Here is a 20,579-nt window from a genome sequence, read left to right as displayed (position 1 = left end):
TATTCAAACGTTGTTCAGCATACCATAAACAGGTACGTTCCGCATATGTTTCATCGACAGAAATGCAGCGTTCCCACTAGCATTTCAACAAAAATGCAAACACATGTTTCCATTGGCATAATCTATTCTAATTCATCTGCTGCGGTTCGTAAAGACAATGTTTACAAACGAGCGCCGACCTACATACAAAAATCACCGTCCACAAAGGAATCGACCCCGGCGGACGGTGAAACGATAATACCACAGCTACATCATAATAACGAGCTTTAATTGAGCACATCCCGTTTCGTAAACACGGCAAACGAAATGACGAGCGATACCGCAGCCCAGACGGCGAGCACGATGAGCGAGAACGGCAACGTCATCCCTTCAATCGGTGCCGGGCTACCGGACAAATAATTGGTCAGCCCTAAATTGACCATAAATAAATATTTGGCGCTCGCCCACGATGACGCCATATTCGTCAAAATCGTACCGGCGATGAGCGCTGCCATCATAATGACGATGCTGGCAGCCGTACTACGCACAAGCACCGATACCATAAATGCGAGCAAGCCGACACATAAGCCGACAAACCAGATCAGCCCCATTTGCATCAAAATAAATTGCCATTGATCAACCGCATGTACCGTAGCCATACTCACACCGGTATCGCTTGGCTGAAAACCGGTAAACACCGGCATCGTAAAACCGGAATAACCGAACACAAGCCCTGATATGCCATAACAAATCATAAACGTGGCGAGCACGATCAACGCTACAAACATCGTCAATGTGATCAACTTGCTCAGCAAAATTTTCCAGCGCCGCACCGGACGCGTAAGCAGCATTTTGATCGTACCGCCCGTGCGCTCACCGGACACAAGGTCAGAGGCGATCGTCATAATGAGCAGCGGGATAAACAGGCTGCTGGAATTGTCGAGAAATTCGCGCGTAAATGTGACCCCACCAGGCTCGTTTGGATTTACGTCATTTTGCAAATAATATTGCATCTGCTGGATGAAAATTCGGCGATATTTTTTCCATTCTTCCGGCACCCGGTCGCTGCCGAGCGAGTTCTGGTTGTCGGTAATTGCCTGTTGTAGCTCCACACGCCAATCATCCCCGAATTTGGAGCGATTTTCTTGCGCCTCACGCATAGACGCATACGTAAACATCGGCACGAGTACGAGCAGCACGAGCAGTACGACGTAGAAGCGCTTCTTTTTAATAATTTTAATCGTTTCGTTTTGTACGAGTGGCCAGATGCTATTCAATCGTCTCACCTTCCGTTATGCCGAGGAACAGCTGCTCCAAGGTCGGATTTAATTTGCGCACATTGTGCACGGCGATTCCAGCTTGCACCAACTCGCGAATCGCCACCGGAATTTGTTCTTCCGGCGTGCGGGTAATGATGCTGCTCGCGGTGAGTGAAGCGGCGGTATCGTTATCCAGATGCGCCTCATTATGATCGAGCATATTAATGCCTGGCAACGCACCTAGCAGTGCGGTCCCACGCTCGCATTGATCCAGCTCCCAGATGACCAGATGTTCCTTGTCTTCCACCAGTTCCTCGACGCTGCCTACCGCCATCACGCGCCCACTGCCAACGATCGCGACCCGATCGCACAATAGCTGAATCTCGCTCAACAGATGGCTGGACACAAACACCGCCATCCCCTGAGCGGCAAGTTCACGGATAAACAGCCGCATATCCCGTATCCCTTTTGGATCAAGCCCATTCGTCGGCTCATCCAAAATAAGCAGTTTAGGTCTGCCGAGCAGTGCTTGCGCGATTCCGAGTCGCTGGCGCATACCGAGCGAGTATTTGCTCACTTTATCGTGAATACGCTCGTCCAGCCGCACGATTTCGGTCACTTCTTGTATGCGGCGCTCATCTACACCTGGCTGCATGCGAGCGAAATGCTGCAAATTTTCCCACCCGGTCAAATAGGGGTACATTTCCGGGTTTTCCACAATCGAACCTACATACGCAAGCGCCTTTTCCGGTTCACGGTTCACATCGTAGCCACAGATTGTAATTTTGCCTGCGGTCGGACGGATCAGATCGACCAACATCCGAATCGTAGTCGTCTTGCCAGCGCCATTCGGACCTAAAAAGCCAAAAATTTCACCAGCACGCACCGTAAACGTAACGTCTTTAATAATCCAGCGCTTGCCGATCTTCTTTTTTACATGCTCGGCGGACAGTACGATTTCATGTGCTGACGACGAATCGCTTGCCAAAAAAGTAGGCGCTGCCGTAAGCGGAGACGCTTGTGCGGATATTGTTTTTTTCATAATTTCATGCTCCTTCCACCTGCTAGCAACGAAAATTGGGAATATACGTTTGTAATCGATTGCATCCTATTATTTCCGACCGTTCTACTCCAAACTTTGCACAATACGCTCGGCAATTTGCTCATAGCCTGTGCCGTTTGGATGGAAATGATCGGAGGACAAATATTTATTCAAATTGTTCTGGAACAGATCAAATGTAGGAATAAGCATCATATGCGGCTGTTTGTTGATCATGTCCAGCACCGACGTATTCCATGCGGTTACCGCCTGATTACCAGGTATGCGCAGCTCTGGCAAATCGCCAAACGGATTGTACAAGCCGAGATAAATAATTTGCGCATCCGGGTTAATCGTTTGCAAACGGGTCAAAATCCGCTGTAATCGCGCTGCCGTTTCCGGCGCATTTTTGAGAATTTGGCTCGTTGTTGGCGCTTTTTGCTGTAAATTGCCTAGCGCTTCGCCGCCGTTAAACAGATCGTTTGCACCGACCGATAGCATAATCAGATTCGCTTCTTTTAGCGCATGCTGTACGCCAGCTTGATCGAGCGAGGACAGCACTTGCGCTGTTTTCTGCCCGTTAATACCGAGGTTGGCGATCAATTTGGCATTTATGCCTTTTTGCTTCAGCAGCTCAATCGTACGACCGACAAAGCCGATGCCGGCGTCATCGCCTGTACCTTTGGCAAGCGAATCGCCGAGTGCAACGACCCGTACGCCATCACGAAGCGGTGGCACCGTACTTGCGGCGGAGTCGCCTGGCGTCTGCGTACCGCCTGTTTCACCGGCAGTATACTTACTGCCGACCGGATGAACGACGTCTTGAATCGCATACACAAAACCACCGATTAGCAGCACGGTAGCAATAATCGAGGCGATACTCGTAAGCCTCCAAATAAGAGAAGAAGATGAGTGTGGCTTCATACATGAACCTCCAGCTAGTCATTTGAACGTACCTAATCTGCACTACCTTGTGTAATGGTTGCATACGCAACCGTGCCTGTCCCCTTCATTATATACAACGATACAGGCAACTTCCAAATGAGCAGGCACTATCTTTTTGATATGACGACAGTATGTGCAAATTAATAGTCTGCATTCGATGTCTCCTCAACGACAAAATGCTTCCCCCATCGCAAAAGCGGCGCTCCAACCTGCCGTTATCTTTTACCCGGAGAAAGCATATCGGTATCAGCGTTCGAGATGATCCGATAAAATCGTTATGACGATACGTCTGTACAAGTTAAAATCGTGCTATCCTCGATCCAAATCGATGCTGATTTAAAATATAACCATGCGTTCATGTGCTACGATAAAATCATCTTATAACTTCGTATATCCGACATTCATTTACGTTGAAAATAATGCCCTGCTTCCAGATCGTCCATCAATCCTGGATGAGACGGTTGCCAGTCCAACCATTGTCTCGTCAAGTCATTGGCAATCGGTTTGTCCGCTGCAGCAGCGAAATGAATCCAGCCAAAATGGGCGGCTGCCTGTTCTGCAGCAATGCTAATCACAGGTACATTCAGCTGACGACCAATCATTTCAGCGATCTGTTTAAAAGGGATACTTCCTTCCGCTACTCCGTGCAGTCTGGAACCGGCGGCTGCCTGCTCCACCGCTTTGCGGAACAAAACGGCTGCATCGAGCCGATGCAAGGCTGACCAGCGATTGTTGCCGTCGCCCACATAGGCGGAAAAGCCTTTGCTGCGTGCAAGTTCAATTAGTGTGTACATAAAGCCATGATCGCCTTCACCATGTACCGTCGGTGCTAGACGTACTACTGAAGCATGAACGCCGCGTTCTAGCAGTTGATCTGCCGCTGCCTCTGAATGACGTGATGAGTGGGCAGCGATGCGATCAGTTTCGATTCCTATTTTACCTGGTGTTAACAACAATGCACCTGATGTGAGCACAATCGGCTTGTTCGTTCCTTCCAATTCGCTGCCCATCGCCACAATCGCCTGTCGATCAATTTCTGCCGATGCAGCATAATTGGCAAAATCGTGAATAAAACCGAGATGGATCATGCCATCCGCCGCTCGTGCCGCTTGCCGCAAGCAGTCCGTATCTTCCAATGACCCGCGATGCACAGCTACACCTGTTGTCTGCAATTTCTGTTCCGCTTCATCCGACCGTGCCAAGCCGGTCACCTGATGCCCTGCCTTGATTAACTCCTGCACGACGACTGTGCCGACAAATCCGGTTGCTCCAGTAACAAATAGTTTCATTTGAATAGCCTCCTAAAGTGCTCTATATTTCGTACAAACACAGCATAAAGTATAGAGTTTACTCTATAGCAATAGGGAATTTTTGGGTTTATACTATTGTTATGGAAACTACATTTTCAAGCAAACAAGTCGCTGCCGAAACCGGTCTGAGTGTACATACACTTCGTTATTACGAACAGCTAGGATTGATTCAAGGCGTCCAGCGCGATCATAACGGGTACCGCCAGTACACCGAATCCGATATTAAATGGTTTCAAGTTATTCGCCATTTCCGTGATCTAGGACTGCCGATCAAAGACATGCAACAATTCCATGCTATGCCCAAAAACATTCCCGGTTCTGCTACCGCACGCCGCGAATTTATGGAAGCTTATCGGATCAACGTTGTTGAACAATTGGCAGAACTGCAACGCACATTGCAAAGAGTCGACAATAAAATTGAATTTTTTAAAAATTTGGAAAGGAAAGAACAACTACTATCCAGCTCATCGTCTGTTCGTGAATAATGCACAACTATCGTGGACAACTAAGTCGAAGCGTAGCCCATTCGCCGATGCGTGTCCATTTTGTTACGGTGTGTATGCAAACTTGGCTCGCAGCATACGAGTTTGCGTACACGCTCTACTTCGTTTCGCATGACATAACCGCTGTTAACGATATAGTGACAGCGATTTATTTGATTTTTGTAAACTGAAGTTGTATACTTTGTTATGGCATTTATGGTTATACATTGTATAGATTGCGATTGTTCAATCGTGACCGCCAGCCGTATACAGATAAAGCATACGGGGCATTAGCTCAGCTGGTAGAGCATCCGACTCTTAATCGGCAGGTCGTAGGTTCGACCCCTACATGCCCCATTGTAACCAAAACCCGGACAGCATACGCTGTCCGGGTTTTTAGCTTTCATGATGATGATTTTTACTATATGTGCAAATGAGCTTATTTGTTAGCCTGCTCGTCCGATGTAACTACGCTGTGCAACGATAGTGCTTGTCTATCGGTCAGGCGATCGATTCCTGTGCTGCTGTTGCAGCTGGCGGCGCTTCAAGCGCAGTCAGATACACCTGCACCGCTTTCTTGCCACCAGAGCGCATACATGTACGCGGCTCGCTGTTCAGCACACCGGTTTGCACATAATGCTGCAACCGCGAGCAAACTTCCGCCAGATCAGCGCTGGTCAACTCCAAAAATAGCCGTTTTTTGGCTGTATCTAGTTGGCTGGTCGCCGTTTCCGTATGCGTGATGACGATGCGGGCATCGATGGTGCCGCTTTTTTTGCTGCGCATAGCTTTGATCTTTTGGCGTTTACCGGATTGCTGTAATGCTTGCAGACGCTCGATCATAAGCTGTGCCGCTGCGGAATTGAAGGACAAGTACAGCTCCTTTTTCCCGTCTCCACCGAAATGATATATGACTGTATCTGCTGATGGGTCATTGTCCGCCTTTTTCGCCTTCGTTTTGGCGGGCTTATTGACTGTTCGAACATCGTCCGGCAACGTCGCTGTTGACGCAAGGCGTGTGCGCAATTGCCCAATGAGCTGGTCTGGCGATTTGGCGCGTACGATTTGCTTTTTATCAATCAGCACAAACGGCTGACGGCGACATAATTTGCATTCTCCGAGGCAGCCTTTACGCTGTTGGGTTAGCTCGGGAAATTGTTGTTTCAGCTGCTCGTACATTTGTTTGGTACCCTGCTTGTCATTTTTGCTGCAATATTTAATGATCGTCATACGTCCAGCTCCCCATCCTGCCCTGTCGTTTACTTACGAATAAATTCTTGTACCCATACCCCGTTTTGGAAACCGACACCGATATGCGTATATTGCTTGTTCAAAATGTTCGCTTTATGCCCTTTGCTGTTCATCCAAGCGTTCATCACCTCGGCTGCAGACGATTGACCTTTGGCGATATTTTCACCGGCATACGTATATTTGATGCCAAATGTGTTCATCATTTTGAACGGCGTGCCATACGTAGGCGATGTATGGCTAAAATAACCTTTGTTCGCCATATCAACTGCTTTGATTTGTGCCATTTTTTGGAGCTTGCTGTCTACTGCGAGCGGTTTTAAGCCTAATTTGGCACGCTGCTGATTGACCAGCTTGGTCACTTTGGTAGCGGCTGCCGCACTGGTCGCGCTTGAAGTTGCCAGACGCGGTGCAGTATAGGCGTAACTGCCGGTATCGGTCACCGCCGCGTTCGCTGTTGGTGAAGGTGTATTCCAAATCATCGCGCCTGTCAGTAGCACGGCTGCTGTCGTTGTGACGATGATGCGTTGAAACGTTGTTTTCCACATTGTATACGTTACACTCCCCTGTTGTTTGCTCTCGTTGTTCCATCATAGGATTACACTTTACAGTTTATCATTCGCACACTTTCCCCATCAACCAGCAATGCCATTTTTGCCGTAATAATAGCGATCATTTTACAAACAAGTAGGATACAAAAAGCGGCTGCCCGCTTAAGACGGACAGCCGCTGTACCGATGACGTTTACATCCTGTGCATCGGAAACGAGTACATGTATGTGCTTGCCTTACATTTGCTTAATAAAATGACAACCGATTTTTTCGTAGCCCATATGCTCGTAGAACGAGCATGCAGATAGGCGCTCATCCCGATTCATCCCGGTTACAAATACCGAACGATCGCCCGCAGCACGCGCTTGCTGTTCAGCAGCACCGATCAGTTCACGACCGATGCCTTTACCACGAAACGCTTCCGCGATGACTAGACCAGTAATTTGGGACGTTTGTTGTCCTGTTTCATACGATGTTTTGCGATACAGAGCGATCATGCCAACGACTACATCATCTCGCTCTGCCACCAGCGTCAAAAATTGAGATTTGCCTTCCAACGCTTCCATCCGGTCACGCAGTACACTTTCTGTCATCGGGTAACGAAGTTCGCGCATCAACGAAGTGAGCGCCCCAACATCTTTACTTTCAAACTTACGGACTTTCGCAACTGGCAATAAAACATTAGTCGACATGTACATACTCCTCTTTTAGCAGAGCGGCAGCTTGCACTGCCCGCTTCCGCGCGATTTCCACACTTTCGTCTGCACTGAGCGCTACCGCCATCCGGCGTCCTGGCTTGGTGTCCGGTTTGCCAAATACGCGAATTTGCGTACGCGGCAGCTTCAATGCTTCATCCAGTCCGCCAATAACAAAATCGGTTGAAGCCTGTGCTGCTTTGAGTGTTGCCGATGCGCCCGGTGTGAGCAGATGAACGCCCGGGATGTCAAAGCCAAGAATCGCTCTAACATGCAGCGCGAATTCGGATAAATCCTGCGTAATCATCGTCACCATCCCCGTATCGTGCGGTCTTGGTGATACTTCGCTAAATACAACGCCGTCTGCCGTCAAAAACAGCTCGACACCGAACAGGCCATATCCGCCCAGATGACCGGTAATCGTGCCGGCGATCTGCTGTGCCTGTTCTAGCTGTTCCGCAGTCATGTGATGCGGTTGCCAAGACTCCACGTAATCCCCATCACGCTGGATATGTCCGATTGGCGGGCAGAACAACGTACCGGATGCCGAACGCACCGTAAGCAGTGTAATCTCACTTTCAAAATGGACAAACGCTTCGACGATGACCCGAACCGACTTGCCTCGGGCGCCCTCCAGCGCTGCATTCCAGCACGCTTCCGCATCTTCCGGTGTGCGGCATACGCTCTGACCTTTGCCGGAGGAACTCATCAACGGTTTAACGACGCAGGGTGTGCCAAGCTGAGCGACCGCTTCTTGGAGCTGTGGCAAATCGTCTGCGAACCGGTACGCTGCTGTAGGCAAGCCGAGTGTTTCGGCGGCAAGGCGGCGAATCCCCTCACGGTCCATCGTCAAACGAGCTGCTGTTGCAGTAGGCACTACATAGTAACCTTCCTGCTCTAGACGCACAAGCTCATCCGTCGCAATCGCTTCAATTTCTGGTACGATCAAATCCGGCTGTTCTTGCTGAATGATACGGCGCAATTGTTGCCCGTCCAACATATCAATCACATGAGCACGATGTGCAACCTGCATCGCTGGCGCATCCGGATAGCGGTCAACGGCGATACATTCCACGCCGAGCCGCTGTGCTTCAATAACGACTTCCTTGCCAAGTTCTCCGCTCCCAAGCATCATCATTTTCTTAGCTTGGCGAGAATTTGGTGCCCCCCACATGATAAACAGCACTCCCTTATCCACTTTTTTTACACCTGTCATTAACACATTGTAAAATTTCCGACGATATTGCTTATAAACTTTACAATATGATGACACTCTTATTTTCTTACCTTCCAAGTCAGATTGCAACCCAAATGAGTTAAATTTTTTGACAAAAATCGTATATCTATATTTGTAAGCGTTAACATTGCCGAAAACGGTCGGTACCGATTCCAATTCGCCTCATTTCTGTACGATCCGACATAAACAAATCGCCATATATTCGTCGGTTGCTGCGAACGATGTCGGTTGCAACCAACGAAAATATGGCGATTTGATGACGTTATTGATGTTATGTTTACAAAAACCGGAATTGTGCTTCAATTAGCCCATTGTACACACCGCGATGCTGGATCAGCTCATCATGGCTACCTTCCTCACGAATCTCACCATGATCAAGTACGACGATATGATCGGCATGACGAATCGTTGACAAGCGGTGGGCTACGATAAACGATGTGCGTCCTTGCAGCAGCACTTTGAGCGCCTCCTGGATGCGCAACTCGGTCTCAGTATCGATGCTCGCTGTCGCTTCATCAAGAATAAGAATACGCGGATCGGCAAGCAGTGCACGGGCAAATGACAGCAATTGCCGCTGTCCCATCGACAACACACTCCCACGCTCCTCGACTTCGGTATCATAACCTTTAGGCAATTTTTCGATAAAAGTATGCGCATGCACCGCTCTAGCAGCCGCTTCCACTTCTTCATCGGTTGCACCGAGCCGACCGAAGCGAATATTGTCGCGAATCGTACCGGAAAAAATAAACGTATCCTGCAATACGATACTGATCTGACTGCGCAAACTTTCCAGCGTTACATCACGAATATCGTAACCGTCGATCGTAATGCTGCCGCTTTTAATGTCGTAAAAGCGACTGATCAAATTAATGATCGTTGATTTACCAGAGCCGGTATGTCCAACAAGCGCAATCGACTGCCCTGCCTTTACGTTTAAATTAATGCCTTTCAGCGCCGGACGTCCGACTTCATATTCAAACACTACTTGCTTGAATGCGATATCGCCATGAATGCGTGGCAATGGCTTCGCATCCGGCTTATCCGCCACCGATGGCTGCTCGTCCATAAACTCAAAAATGCGTTCCGACGATGCCATCGCCACGAGCAACTGATTGTACATATTGCCAAGCCGGTTAATCGGGTCCCAGAAATTGCTCACATAGTTGGCAAACGCGACCAAAATCCCGATCTCAATCTCGCCGCTAGCAATAAGCATCGTACCAAAACCGAACAATATCATCGAACCTAGCCCACCCGTCACTTCAATCAATGGCCCAAACATCTGATTTAGCGCAGACGCTTTGTCCCATGATCGCTTGCTGGACAAATTCATATTGTCAAAATATTTCATATTTTGCTGTTCTTGCGTGTACGCTTGTGTCACCCGAATGCCTTGAATCGACTCGTTCAGGTGCGAGTTAATGCGCGAGTTTTTCATCCGTACTTCCTGCCATGAACGCCGAATCACTTTACGCAACTTGGTCGATACCAAAAACATAATCGGTACGGTCAAAATAACCGCCAGTCCCAGCTTCCAGTTAATGAGCAGCAAAATGACTACAATCCCAAGCAATTGCACACAGTCGATCATTACATTGACCGCACCGTTAGTGAACAAATCCTGTAGCGAATTCACATCATTCGTTACCCGTACTAGCACAGAACCGGCAGGTCGTTTATCAAAAAAGGAAAATGACAGCCGCTGAATATGGGTAAACAGATCGGTACGCAGATCATAAATGACGCGCTGACCGATAATGTTCGTATATTTGATCCGATAAGCGTTCGCCACCCATTGCACAAGGTACAGACCAAGGGCGAGCGCCGTTAAACCGTACAGCAAACCGAGACTTGGTTGTCCATTTGGCGGCTGAATCGCATGATCGATCGCTGAACCAGTAATAAACGGAACCGCCAGCTTCGTAATCGTACCGAGTATCATCATTAGCAAAATAAACGGTAACAGCTGCCGTGCATATGGCTTCATATATGCAAACAGTCGACTAAACTGCTTCCAGTTAAACGCCTTATCGATCAGCTCATCATCCTGGTAGACGAACCGGTCTTCGACTCGTACCGCTGATGTGTCCGCCACTTTTTGACGGCTATCGATCGATGTGTTGTTCATCGATGGATTACTCATGATGTCTCACCTGCTCCCTGCTGCTCGCCGCATCGGATCGGTCGTTCCACAGCGCCTTATCTTCCTGCTCACCAGCAGGCGAATCGTTTGTATGAACGTCTGTATAATTGCCGTTCTGCCTGGTCGAATCGTGCGCTGATTGCCCAGACAGACGATGCTGTTCTTCCACACGCTGAATATGATCGGCATACTGCACATGATACGTATCTTGATACAGTCCCTGCACTTTGATCAAATCTTCATGCTTGCCGCGCTGAATGACACGACCTTCTTGCAGCACCAAAATTTCATCGGCATGACGCAGCGACGAAATACGATGGGCGATAATAAATGTCGTCCGCCCGCGCATTACCTCTTGAAAACCAGACTGAATCTCATGCTCGGTTTCCATATCGACCGCACTGGTCGCATCATCAAGAATGAGAATTTTCGGGTCTTTCAGCAGCGCACGGGCGATGGCAAGGCGCTGCTTTTGTCCACCGGATAAGCCAAGTCCACGCTCACCGACAATCGTATCGTAGCCGCCCGGCATTTCCATAATAAAATCATGCGCTTTTGCAAGCTTGGCGACACGGATAATGTCATCCATACTTACCTCATCGATGCCGTAGGCGATATTGTTTTTGATCGTCGATGAAAATAAAAACGTTTCCTGAAATACAGATGCAATGCTGGCGCGCAAATCACCGATGCGAAGATCGCGAAGATCGGTGCCATCAATACGAATACTGCCTTCATTGACATTGTATGCACGCATCATCAGCTGAATAATCGTCGATTTGCCAGAGCCGGTACCACCGAGCAGACCGATCACCGAACCGGGAGGCGCATCGAGATTAATATCGACGACCGCCGCCATTTTATTGCCATAAGCGAATGTGACATGATCGAATTGCACATGCCCTTTCATCGTCGCGTGCTGAAGCGGACGCGCACTTTCACTATCGATCACATCAATCGGCTGATTCAAAATTTCCAATACACGCTCTGTCGACGCTTTAGACTGGGTATAGTTGTTAATATGGAAACCAAGCCCCCACATCGGCCCGATAATGTACCAAATGAGCGTAAAAAAAGCGACCAACTCACCGAGCGTCATCGCGCCACGAATGACAAGCGTCCCGCCAAAACCGAGCAAAATAACGATACAAACCGAAGCGAGCAGCTCCATCACCGGAAAATAACGACTCCACAGTGTGGACGTGAAAATCTGATTCGTACGATACCGTTCATTGCGCAGCGAAAACTTGTCCACTTCATGCGGCTCACGCGCGAACGCTTTGACCGTACGAACGCCTGTAATATTTTCCTGTACAGCTGTTGTTAGCGAACTTAATGCCAGACGCATTTCCTGAAATGCTGGATGAATGCGCGATTCAAATCGTAAAGCGACATACACGAGAAACGGAATCGAAATGAGCGTAATGAGGGTAAGTTGCCAGTTAAGCGAGAACATAACTGCCGCGCCAAAAATGACCATCAAAAACACATTCAGAAGCTGGGCAAAACCGAATCCGATAAAGTTACGGATCGCTTCCAGGTCACCGGTAAGCCGTGACATCAAGTCTCCCGTTTTGGCGGTGTCATAGTAACGGAAGGACAGAAACTGAAGTTTTTCATAACAAGCATTACGCAGACGGTAAGCGAGATAATTGCCTAATCTTCCGCCAAAAAAACCGTGTAAAAACTGCATAAGTGCTTTGACAATCGTCACCGCAAACAGGGTAACGACCAGCATCGGTACTTGATTGAATTGCTTCAGCCTAATGATGTCATCAATCAAGTATCGGAGCAGATTCGGATAGACCAGCCCGAGAGCGGTAGCGGTTGCAAGACATAGGATGGAAAGATACAGATAGCTCCTTCGTTCGCGATAAAAGTCCTGCAATTGCCTGAGAACGTCCATAGTGTTCCTCCTTCAATCTCCTGTCAGGTTAATTAGCATAATGAAGCTTACCACCGCCGCATTTGACCCGCAAAGAGAATAAATCCCCATTTACAGCCCTCGTTCGCAACGTAGCTTCATAATTGTTAACTAATAAACGGATTCTAATGAAATCATGCCAAATTCTCCTGATACCAGCTGATTATTCACGGATCAGTTATTTTGTAAACTAGCCTCTGTAAACAGAAAGTAAAAGCGCTATAATTTTAAAATATAAACACGTTTTTACGCTATTTTAATATAACAATAAGGAACATGTTTACATATAAAAAGAAGGAAGCCGCCAGCATCGGAAGCTTCCTTCTATCATTTTTTGGTATCGTATCCGTATTTTTGTCAATTTAATGCTACGGCTTAACGTTCCAACGCTTCTGTCATAGCGATCGGTTGCAAGCTGTACAGCAGTTCGCCAAGTTGTGCCCAATGCTCCGGGCCGTCTGCCATCTGTAACGATGCTTCCGTCCCTTGCGCCCATTCGGCAATCCGCCGTTTTAGCTCGGCTGCCGTTTGCTGAAGACGAATATTCAGACCTTCGATATAATAATGAGCCAATCCGTCACGTTGTTCGTCCAGCGCACGCCCGACCATACCGTCCAGCTCGGCGGTCAATTGCTGGCGCAGCTTGTCACGTCCCCCTTGCTCGAAAAACTGCCGCGGATTGCGGAATAGCGGCCAAAATGTTTTCCAATCCAGCGGCTTGCTCGATAACAGTGCGGAAATGTCCGGCGTTTTCCAATCTTCTGGCTCGACGGTGGAGAAACGAAGCCCTGGCGCTTGTTTTTCCGCTTCTCGTCCGTACGTTTGCATCCGATCAGCGATCAGACGACGAGCTGCCTTCTCCATCCGTAACGTCGTCGCCAGCACTTCCTGCTCTAGCTCAATCCCAAGCCTGCGCTGCAACTCACGTCCACAGGCGGCAAAATCCGCTTTCAGATCAGCGGATTCCTGATTGAGTTGTGCCGGATTGAAAATTTCCGGAATCCAGTCAAGCGTCTTGAGCTTTAGCCGCTGGCGCACATGGAACAGCAGCTCTGTGCTTTCCTCCTGCACACGGCGATCCGGGTCGGCTTCGGCAAGCGCATCGATCGTGCGACTTGCCGTCTCCTTCTCCTGCTGCAACTGCACAATACGCTCGGCACGATATTGCTCTCCACGTTCTGCCGCTTCCTGCCATGAATAGACGATATCGCGAATACGACCGAGTTCCTCGTGCGCGGCATGGATCGCTAACCCGGCAAGCGTATCATCGGCAAAGCTCATAAAGTGCCGACGGAACGCCGCAAAGCCTTCATCTTGCCCTTGCAACGCCCGGCGACTGGACAGCGCATAAATATGCGGTTCACGAATGCCGGCACCATTTAATTCCTGTTCAATGCGCTGCACGACTTGCTGCTTTTCCTGCTCTGACGAGGCAAGATCAGCAGCATTGACGATAAAAAACATATTGTCCAGCGCCAGACTGCCTTTTACCCGTCCAAGTTGTTCCAGCAGCTGCCGATCGCCAGCGGTAAACGCATGATTATAATACGTTACAAACACGAGTGCATCCGCTGTTTTCATATATTCAAACGTAACGCCGGTATGGCGTGCATTGACAGAATCGGCGCCAGGCGTATCGACAAGCACCATACCTTGCGCCGTCAGCGGGCAATCGTAATACAGATCGATGCTGCGCACAAAACAAGATTGCTGTTCTTCCGATACATAACCGCGGAATTGCTGCATATCGACGATCAAATCTTGTCCCAGCTTATGACGCGCCGCTTCCCAACCAGCCGCTGCCGCTACGACAAAGTTATAATGCGCACGCGCAGACGGATGAATGCGCGCCGGTGACAAATTGTGCACAGCACGGCTCCAATCCTGGTCGAGCGAACGATCCGGCAGCCCGAGCAGACGCAGCGCTCCGCTAATGTCCTCCTGCAATTCCTGTGCCGATTTCATATAAATGACCGCTGTGCCATGTGGACGTTCCGGCTCTGACGACATAATTTGCGTAATCGCCGCCGTCATCGGATGCGGTGATACCGGCAGCACCGATGCACCGAGCAACGCGTTGGCAAACGATGATTTGCCTGCACTAAATGCACCGAATAGGGCAAGTGTAAACTTGCCATTTTCCATCACCGCCGCACGGCGACGCAGTTCCGCTCCTTGCGATGTCAGACCAGCAATGCCATCGATCCAACCTGCTGCCTTACGAAGCTGCTCTGCTGTCGCCAGCAGACGGGTACGGCGATCGGCAGGTGGCGCACTGATATCGCTTGGATCGGCTTCGATTACGGATGGATCAGCAGCGGTTGTCTGTGCATGAACGTTCGGGTCGCTTGCTGCACTTGGAGCAGCTGCAACTAACGCTGCTGTTTGATCATGCGCTAGTGCAGCGCGCTGTTCGCGTTGTTGCGCTGCTGCAACGTCGCTTGCTGCATCAGAATCAGGTATTGTTTTATCCGCTGCTGTCATAGCATTAAATGCGTCAGCATCGACAGTATAGGCTCCATCTGCTGCGCAATCAACTTCTGCTGACTGTTGTGTCTTCATGCCTTGATTGACAGAGGCAGCGATTATTCCATCCTGCTCTGCTGTTGCAGCATTTTGATAAGCAGATGATTGAGGCTGTACGGCTGCGGCTGAACGTGCTATTGCCGCAGCGGATATGCTCGACCGATTGGCATCATTCGGCACGCTCGAATTCGATTCATTTCGCCCAAGCTGGACAGCAGCCTCATCCATGCCAATCCGTTCGATCTTAGGCAACCATTCCGGCACGCCTGTTTCGCGTGTCGGCAGCAATTGGCGTACCGCTTCATCCTGGCGTTGCTGCTGTTGTTCGCGCTCAAGTGTAGCGGTCAAGCGCTGCAAGCGCGACTCAGCTATCGCAATTTGCCCATGAAGCTGGGTCTGCTGCGCTTCGATAGACGGCTGCAACTGCGCGATCAGGCGATCGCTCGCTTCCAGTGCAGTACGCCGATAACGGGCAGCGGTCTGTTCGCGCAATGCACGCGTATAATTCAGCACATATTCACCGGAGATCGCCATATCTGAACCTGCACCAGCCGCGATATCATGTTCACTGATCTGTGGCAATGATGCGGTCAGCTCAGATTCCTGCGCCTCATTCCATAGCTCATATTCCATACTCCAGCCGCGCAGCAATGCGCGCACATGCACATCCAGATTAGCGGTGACCTGCTCACGAAACGCTTGTAAAAACTGCTGCTTACGGCGAATACGTTCCTGCATCGTTTTGTCGCGCGATGCAAACAGACCTTTTTTAAAACCAGGACGTTCGCCTTCCAAATACTGTTGTGCCAAATCGCGCACATCCGCAGGCGTAATATTCGCCTGTTCGACCAAACGACCGATCTCCCATGCCCATTGATCCTTGAGCACAGTCAATTGCTTGCCCAACGCTTGCGCTTGCTCACGCAGCTGCTCTAACTGTTGTTGTGCCGACGGCGATAGCTCGTCGCTATGTGCTGACGATACGTGTTCATCATCGCCTTCTGACTGCGGATTATCCGCCTCCAAATCAAACGACATATGATCGAATTCGTCATCATCTACGCCATCTTGTTCCCTATCATCAACATCGCCAAGCTGCTCACGCAGCCATTTGCGATGTTCCTCCGCCAGCTCCCATGCTGCTTGCGACAGGCTATAACGCAGCAGCGGCTGATAATCATGCAATAGCTCCGCGATCAGCTCACGCAGCTGCTCCAATCGTCCATAGCGATGATTGGGTGCCATGCGCGATACGTACAGCACGCCAGCAGGCTGAATGCCACGTCTTGCAAATGCCTGCTCTACCCCGCGCCGATAGTCCGCAAACGGCAACTCCTCCTCCTCATGCTTATCGATCTGATTAACGATCAAATAAAGCGGCTTCCCACGTTCATACAATGTGCGTGCAAACGACAAATTCGTCTCCGATTGCACATGATTATAATCCATCACATAAAAGACAACATCCGCACGGTGCAGCGCCGAATACGTCGCCGCTTCATGCGCATCATCGGTAGAATCAACCCCCGGCGTGTCCAGCAGCACACCATGCTCGCCCAATAGCGGAATATCGTCCCATAGCTCTACCGCTTCGTAATCGCCACCATTTTTGCAATACGCCTCTAATTCATGCAAACCGATCTGTAATGTGCCACCATCATGGGTATGCACAATCACATGCGGCTCACCGCAGCGAATCGAAGCGATATTCGCTGTCGTCGGCACCGGACTTGTCGGCAGCACCTGATGACCGCATAACCAGTTCATCAAACTGGACTTGCCCGCCGAAAAATGACCGCAAAAAGCGAGCACCAGCTCTTGTGAGCGGTACTTGTCACGCAGCTCGCCCGCTTTGCGCGCTGCTGCCGTATTTCCTTGTTGCCGCAGCTCCGCTTCCAGCCGCTCCAGCACAAGTTCAAAAGATTGTTCATTTTCCGTTGTAATCGCTTGCATCCGTATGTCCCTCCGCACTTTCTTGATCTTCTCTACTCGCTGCATGCGGTACTTCCGCTGCCTCGTTATACTGACACGAATACGCTGACTGCCGATCGCCAACACGTTGGTAACAGCCGTCCGCTCGTTCGGTGTTCATTTATCCTTAATCATTTCATCCTCATCTATTGTATCACTGTATAACTTGGATCGGAAACAGTTCATTTTTTAATTTCCGCCCGCATCATTATGTATAAAAAAGACGGTCTGCACGCTTTATGCGCAGACCGCCCATGACATCCTCTTGCTTAAATCAAGCTAACTTCAGCTTCAGCAACCGGGACAAGAATTTCGAACATTTTGCCGTGTTGCAAAATCGTAATGCCTCTGCCTTTGTCTTTCATCACAACGACATCACGCTTTTGTGCCATACGCTCGATATAATGCTCCGGTACGTCACCGGAATAATTTACCGCAATGCCTTCAACTACTTTTTCTTCATTTTCAGCGATTTCCTCGGTTACGATTTGCTCAAAAATATCCGAGAATTGTTCAAAGTTGTCTGTGTAGACGGAAATGCATTTCATAACGTTCGACCTCTTTTTATGTGTAGTATTGGTTTTCTCCCCTGGTCGGCGGGTTGCCCTTAGTCAGGAGCTTTTCGGCCTGGCTGCCTTTTTGCTCTTGACGACCAGGGATGTTTTCATCCGTTTTTTGCCTTCGCGGCAAATATCGAGCAGCGGGCACACCTGACAGGCGGGATTTTGCGCCTTACAGTGGTATCTGCCAAAAAAGATAAAGCGGTGATGCGAAAGCGTCCATTCCTCACGCGGCACCCGCTTCATCAGCTTGCGCTCAACTTCCATGACATTGTCTTTCCAATTTGCGAGACCGAGTCGTTTGGATACCCGTTCCACATGGGTATCGACTGCAAATGCAGGCACGCCAAAAGCGTTGGACACCACGACATTCGCCGTTTTGCGTCCCACTCCGGGTAGCTGAACGAGCAGATCGTGCTCACTTGGCACATCCCCACCGTACTTCTCAATTAAAATATGGCACAGGTTTTGAATATGCTTCGCTTTACTTCGAAATAAGCCGATCCGCCGTATATCCTGTTCCAGCTCCTCCAGCGGCACACGCACGTAATCTTGTGGTGTCCGGTACTTCTGAAACAAATCAACTGTCACCTTGTTAACGGTCGCATCGGTACACTGGGCGGACAGCAGCACCGCAATCGTTAGCTCAAAGGCATTACTATGATTAAGTTCGCAGTGCGCATCAGGAAACATGCCGGCGAGCGTATCCAGAATATGTCTTACTGTAGCGGCATTCATTTTCATTCCTCCTGCAAAAAACCGCCTGTACACGAGTGCAATCGTGCTGCAGACGGTATCGTCTCACGGGACCTGATGATGGGATTGCCCGTTATGTTTCAGACTCTGGTGCTCCATCTTCAATGACAATACAATTCGTATCTTATCATGTTCCGGCTGTAATTGCACGCAAACTTTACATGAAATTTCAGTAATTTTATTGTGCGTTCATACAATGATTTAATACGTACATTTCCGGCGCTTGATTGTGTTGCGGTGGAGTTTGCAGACATCGCCTACTGCTGTTCATAAAAAATAGCGCCTGCCCTACGTATTGCACGCAGAGAGCAGGCGCTAACGACTCCATCATCGGCGGCACGCTCAGTGTATACGCTATATGCGCCAACACACCGGGAGCGAGCCAACTTATGATAAATATCGATTCATTTCATACCGATTAAAATACACCAAGGTATTCTTTGATCCCTTTCACAATCGAAGCCGCGACCTGATCTTGCTTGGCAGAATCCATCATTTTGGATTCCTCTGCACGGTTGCTAATAAAGCCAACTTCCAGCAGTACAGCAGGCATTGTCGTTTCACGGATGACATGGAAGTTACCGTATTGTACACCACGGTCTTTAAAGCCGGTTGCCGCGACCAAATATTTGTGGATCGTTTGTGCCAGCTTTTTGCTGCTAGTACGCTGATAATACGTTTCCGTACCGGAAGCGGCGGATGAACTGCCACTATTAGCATGAATCGATACAAACACATCTGCGTTCAGCTTCTCGGCAATTTTCACGCGTTCTTTTAACGGCAAGAATGTATCGTCCGAGCGTGTCAGTACAACGTCGATACTCGGATCGTCTTTCAGCAATGCTTCCACTTTGAGTGCGAGTCCGAGGTTGAGTCTTTTCTCACTCGTTTGCGAACCGATCGCACCTGGGTCTTGATCGCCGTGACCAGCATCGATCACGATCACCTTTTTGCCGTCTGTGCCAACGCCTGTTCCAGGCTGTGTTGGGCCTGTTGTAGGTGGTGTTGCAGGCGGTGTTGGAGCCGGTTTACCATTGTCGGCGACAAGATCGACAATCAACAGACTGCCTTCCGTAAACACTTCATAATTTTGTTTGTTTTTCAAATCGATTACGAGACGGATCGAAGACGGATCAGAGCTGAACTGGGAATATCTCACTTGAGATACATTATCATTGTTCACTACGTTCAAACTGGAAATTCCGTCCACACTTGTGTTTTGATCCTGTGCAATAAATGCTTTGCTAAAATCGGTTGCCGGCAAATCGATAACGATCCGATTCGGAGCATCCATTTTGGATACTTTTGGCGTTACGCCTTTACTGAGTGTCACCAGTAAACGACTTTCGCTAAAGCTGATCCCATTCACCAGTGCAAGACCATTTTCGGCATCTTCTGTCGTTGATCCCGAATTCGTTCCTCCGCCGGTGCTTGTGTCTGTACCAGTACCTGTATCTGTACTTGATAGTGTAACGATTTTGTCGCTGTTGTTCCAATCTACGCCGATGCCCATCTGCTCGCTCACGAGACGGATCGGTACAAGCGTCGTACCTTTTTGAACGACCGGTGCGGTGTTCAAATCATACGTTTTGTTGCCAACCGAAGCTGCTTTTTTGCCGATAAACAGTTGAATCGATTTGCCCTCGCCATCGATCATGACGCGTCCCTGGGACTGATTCCACTGTACCTTATACCCCAGATTTTCGGAGATTACGCGGATCGGCACCATTACCGAACCTTGCATATTCTGCACGTCCTCTGGAATGCTAAGCTCCTGGCCGTTCAGTACAACTTTTGTGCTAGTGGCGGCCTCACCGAGATGGGGAAAGGACCACAAACACACAAACAAAAACAATAAAAAACCAAACTTCTTCATTCTTCACCCCTACCATTCTCATTTTGATTACCGAACTACCTAGCACGGCTGTACCGGCAAAATATAACCAGACGATTA

Annotated in this window: 16 protein-coding genes and 1 tRNA gene; 2 read left to right on the top strand and 15 right to left on the bottom strand. The window is 49.3% G+C overall.

Annotation, left to right across the window (positions count from 1 at the left end):
- Positions 1–266 precede the first annotated feature (266 nt).
- The 4 genes from U1I11_RS08855 to U1I11_RS08840 all read right to left on the bottom strand — a co-directional run bounded on the left by U1I11_RS08855 (position 267) and on the right by U1I11_RS08840 (position 4,511).
- Positions 267–1,256, bottom strand: coding sequence for an ABC transporter permease (locus U1I11_RS08855; protein WP_322905702.1), 990 nt, complete (start codon positions 1,254–1,256; stop codon positions 267–269).
- A complete protein-coding gene (locus U1I11_RS08850; RefSeq protein ID WP_322905701.1) occupies positions 1,249–2,280 on the bottom strand; it encodes an ABC transporter ATP-binding protein in 1,032 nt (343 codons plus the stop codon). The genes U1I11_RS08855 and U1I11_RS08850 overlap by 8 nt, the downstream gene beginning before the upstream one ends.
- An 84-nt stretch (positions 2,281–2,364) precedes the next feature.
- On the bottom strand, positions 2,365–3,201 hold the full coding sequence (locus tag U1I11_RS08845) for a GDSL-type esterase/lipase family protein (protein ID WP_322905700.1): 837 nt from the start codon (positions 3,199–3,201) through the stop codon (positions 2,365–2,367).
- Positions 3,202–3,623: 422 nt separating this feature from the next.
- Positions 3,624–4,511, bottom strand: a complete 888-nt coding sequence (locus U1I11_RS08840) for an SDR family oxidoreductase (RefSeq protein ID WP_322905699.1) — start codon at positions 4,509–4,511, stop codon at positions 3,624–3,626.
- A 101-nt stretch (positions 4,512–4,612) separates the two neighbouring features.
- On the opposite strand from U1I11_RS08840, the gene U1I11_RS08835 reads away from it, so the two are divergent.
- On the top strand, positions 4,613–5,017 hold the full coding sequence (locus tag U1I11_RS08835; protein ID WP_322905698.1) for a MerR family transcriptional regulator: 405 nt from the start codon (positions 4,613–4,615) through the stop codon (positions 5,015–5,017).
- A gap of 281 nt (positions 5,018–5,298) precedes the next feature.
- Positions 5,299–5,371 (top strand) — tRNA-Lys (locus tag U1I11_RS08830).
- Between the two features lie 144 nt (positions 5,372–5,515).
- On the opposite strand, the gene U1I11_RS08825 is transcribed toward U1I11_RS08830, so the two are convergent.
- The 11 genes from U1I11_RS08825 to U1I11_RS08775 all read right to left on the bottom strand — a co-directional run bounded on the left by U1I11_RS08825 (position 5,516) and on the right by U1I11_RS08775 (position 20,501).
- The gene (locus U1I11_RS08825; protein WP_322905697.1) at positions 5,516–6,244 is read right to left on the bottom strand and encodes a YuzB family protein; all 729 of its coding nucleotides are present in this window, start codon (positions 6,242–6,244) and stop codon (positions 5,516–5,518) included.
- Between the two features lie 29 nt (positions 6,245–6,273).
- Positions 6,274–6,810 (bottom strand): CAP domain-containing protein, encoded by a 537-nt coding sequence (locus tag U1I11_RS08820; RefSeq protein WP_416235432.1) that lies wholly within the window; start codon positions 6,808–6,810, stop codon positions 6,274–6,276.
- Between the two features lie 239 nt (positions 6,811–7,049).
- Positions 7,050–7,505: a GNAT family N-acetyltransferase gene (locus U1I11_RS08815; RefSeq protein WP_322905696.1), complete on the bottom strand. Its 456-nt coding sequence runs from the start codon at positions 7,503–7,505 to the stop codon at positions 7,050–7,052.
- On the bottom strand, positions 7,495–8,682 hold the full coding sequence (purT, locus tag U1I11_RS08810) for a formate-dependent phosphoribosylglycinamide formyltransferase (RefSeq protein ID WP_322905695.1): 1,188 nt from the start codon (positions 8,680–8,682) through the stop codon (positions 7,495–7,497). Before purT ends, U1I11_RS08815 begins: the two co-directional genes overlap by 11 nt.
- A 340-nt stretch (positions 8,683–9,022) precedes the next feature.
- Positions 9,023–10,873, bottom strand: coding sequence for an ABC transporter ATP-binding protein (locus U1I11_RS08805; RefSeq protein ID WP_322905758.1), 1,851 nt, complete (start codon positions 10,871–10,873; stop codon positions 9,023–9,025).
- A 7-nt stretch (positions 10,874–10,880) separates the two neighbouring features.
- Complete coding sequence (locus U1I11_RS08800; protein ID WP_416235602.1) at positions 10,881–12,794, bottom strand: ABC transporter ATP-binding protein; 1,914 nt, start codon at positions 12,792–12,794, stop codon at positions 10,881–10,883.
- Between the two features lie 393 nt (positions 12,795–13,187).
- Positions 13,188–17,291, bottom strand: a complete 4,104-nt coding sequence (locus U1I11_RS08795) for a dynamin family protein (RefSeq protein ID WP_322905694.1) — start codon at positions 17,289–17,291, stop codon at positions 13,188–13,190.
- Positions 17,266–17,430: a hypothetical protein gene (locus U1I11_RS08790; protein ID WP_322905693.1), complete on the bottom strand. Its 165-nt coding sequence runs from the start codon at positions 17,428–17,430 to the stop codon at positions 17,266–17,268. The genes U1I11_RS08795 and U1I11_RS08790 overlap by 26 nt, the downstream gene beginning before the upstream one ends.
- A gap of 148 nt (positions 17,431–17,578) precedes the next feature.
- The gene (locus tag U1I11_RS08785) at positions 17,579–17,857 is read right to left on the bottom strand and encodes an NAD/NADP transhydrogenase alpha subunit (protein ID WP_322905692.1); all 279 of its coding nucleotides are present in this window, start codon (positions 17,855–17,857) and stop codon (positions 17,579–17,581) included.
- A gap of 63 nt (positions 17,858–17,920) precedes the next feature.
- Complete coding sequence (nth, locus tag U1I11_RS08780; RefSeq protein ID WP_322905691.1) at positions 17,921–18,607, bottom strand: endonuclease III; 687 nt, start codon at positions 18,605–18,607, stop codon at positions 17,921–17,923.
- Positions 18,608–19,043: 436 nt separating this feature from the next.
- The gene (locus U1I11_RS08775) at positions 19,044–20,501 is read right to left on the bottom strand and encodes an N-acetylmuramoyl-L-alanine amidase family protein (RefSeq protein ID WP_322905690.1); all 1,458 of its coding nucleotides are present in this window, start codon (positions 20,499–20,501) and stop codon (positions 19,044–19,046) included.
- Between the last annotated feature and the right edge of the window lie 78 nt (positions 20,502–20,579).

Origin of the sequence: Paenibacillus campi (assembly GCF_034659835.1) — a bacterium.
Taxonomy (GTDB): Bacteria; Bacillota; Bacilli; order Paenibacillales; family Paenibacillaceae; genus Saccharibacillus; species Saccharibacillus campi.
Note: the sequence above shows the minus strand (reverse complement) of the source record. Positions and strands in the feature narration are given on the sequence as shown.

Excerpts from the sequence above, each read along its gene's own strand:
- U1I11_RS08850 (WP_322905701.1), bottom strand. The coding sequence starts at position 2,280 with ATGAAAAAAACAATATCCGCACAAGCGTCTCCGCTTACGGCAGCGCCT.
- U1I11_RS08845 (WP_322905700.1), bottom strand. The coding sequence starts at position 3,201 with ATGAAGCCACACTCATCTTCTTCTCTTATTTGGAGGCTTACGAGTATC.
- U1I11_RS08840 (WP_322905699.1), bottom strand. The coding sequence starts at position 4,511 with ATGAAACTATTTGTTACTGGAGCAACCGGATTTGTCGGCACAGTCGTC.
- U1I11_RS08835 (WP_322905698.1), top strand. The coding sequence starts at position 4,613 with ATGGAAACTACATTTTCAAGCAAACAAGTCGCTGCCGAAACCGGTCTG.
- U1I11_RS08825 (WP_322905697.1), bottom strand. The coding sequence starts at position 6,244 with ATGACGATCATTAAATATTGCAGCAAAAATGACAAGCAGGGTACCAAA.
- U1I11_RS08820 (WP_416235432.1), bottom strand. The coding sequence starts at position 6,810 with ATGTGGAAAACAACGTTTCAACGCATCATCGTCACAACGACAGCAGCC.
- U1I11_RS08815 (WP_322905696.1), bottom strand. The coding sequence starts at position 7,505 with ATGTCGACTAATGTTTTATTGCCAGTTGCGAAAGTCCGTAAGTTTGAA.
- purT (WP_322905695.1), bottom strand. The coding sequence starts at position 8,682 with ATGTGGGGGGCACCAAATTCTCGCCAAGCTAAGAAAATGATGATGCTT.
- U1I11_RS08805 (WP_322905758.1), bottom strand. The coding sequence starts at position 10,873 with ATGAACAACACATCGATCGATAGCCGTCAAAAAGTGGCGGACACATCA.
- U1I11_RS08800 (WP_416235602.1), bottom strand. The coding sequence starts at position 12,794 with ATGGACGTTCTCAGGCAATTGCAGGACTTTTATCGCGAACGAAGGAGC.
- U1I11_RS08795 (WP_322905694.1), bottom strand. The coding sequence starts at position 17,291 with ATGCAAGCGATTACAACGGAAAATGAACAATCTTTTGAACTTGTGCTG.
- U1I11_RS08790 (WP_322905693.1), bottom strand. The coding sequence starts at position 17,430 with ATGAACACCGAACGAGCGGACGGCTGTTACCAACGTGTTGGCGATCGG.
- U1I11_RS08785 (WP_322905692.1), bottom strand. The coding sequence starts at position 17,857 with ATGAAATGCATTTCCGTCTACACAGACAACTTTGAACAATTCTCGGAT.
- nth (WP_322905691.1), bottom strand. The coding sequence starts at position 18,607 with ATGAATGCCGCTACAGTAAGACATATTCTGGATACGCTCGCCGGCATG.
- U1I11_RS08775 (WP_322905690.1), bottom strand. The coding sequence starts at position 20,501 with ATGAAGAAGTTTGGTTTTTTATTGTTTTTGTTTGTGTGTTTGTGGTCC.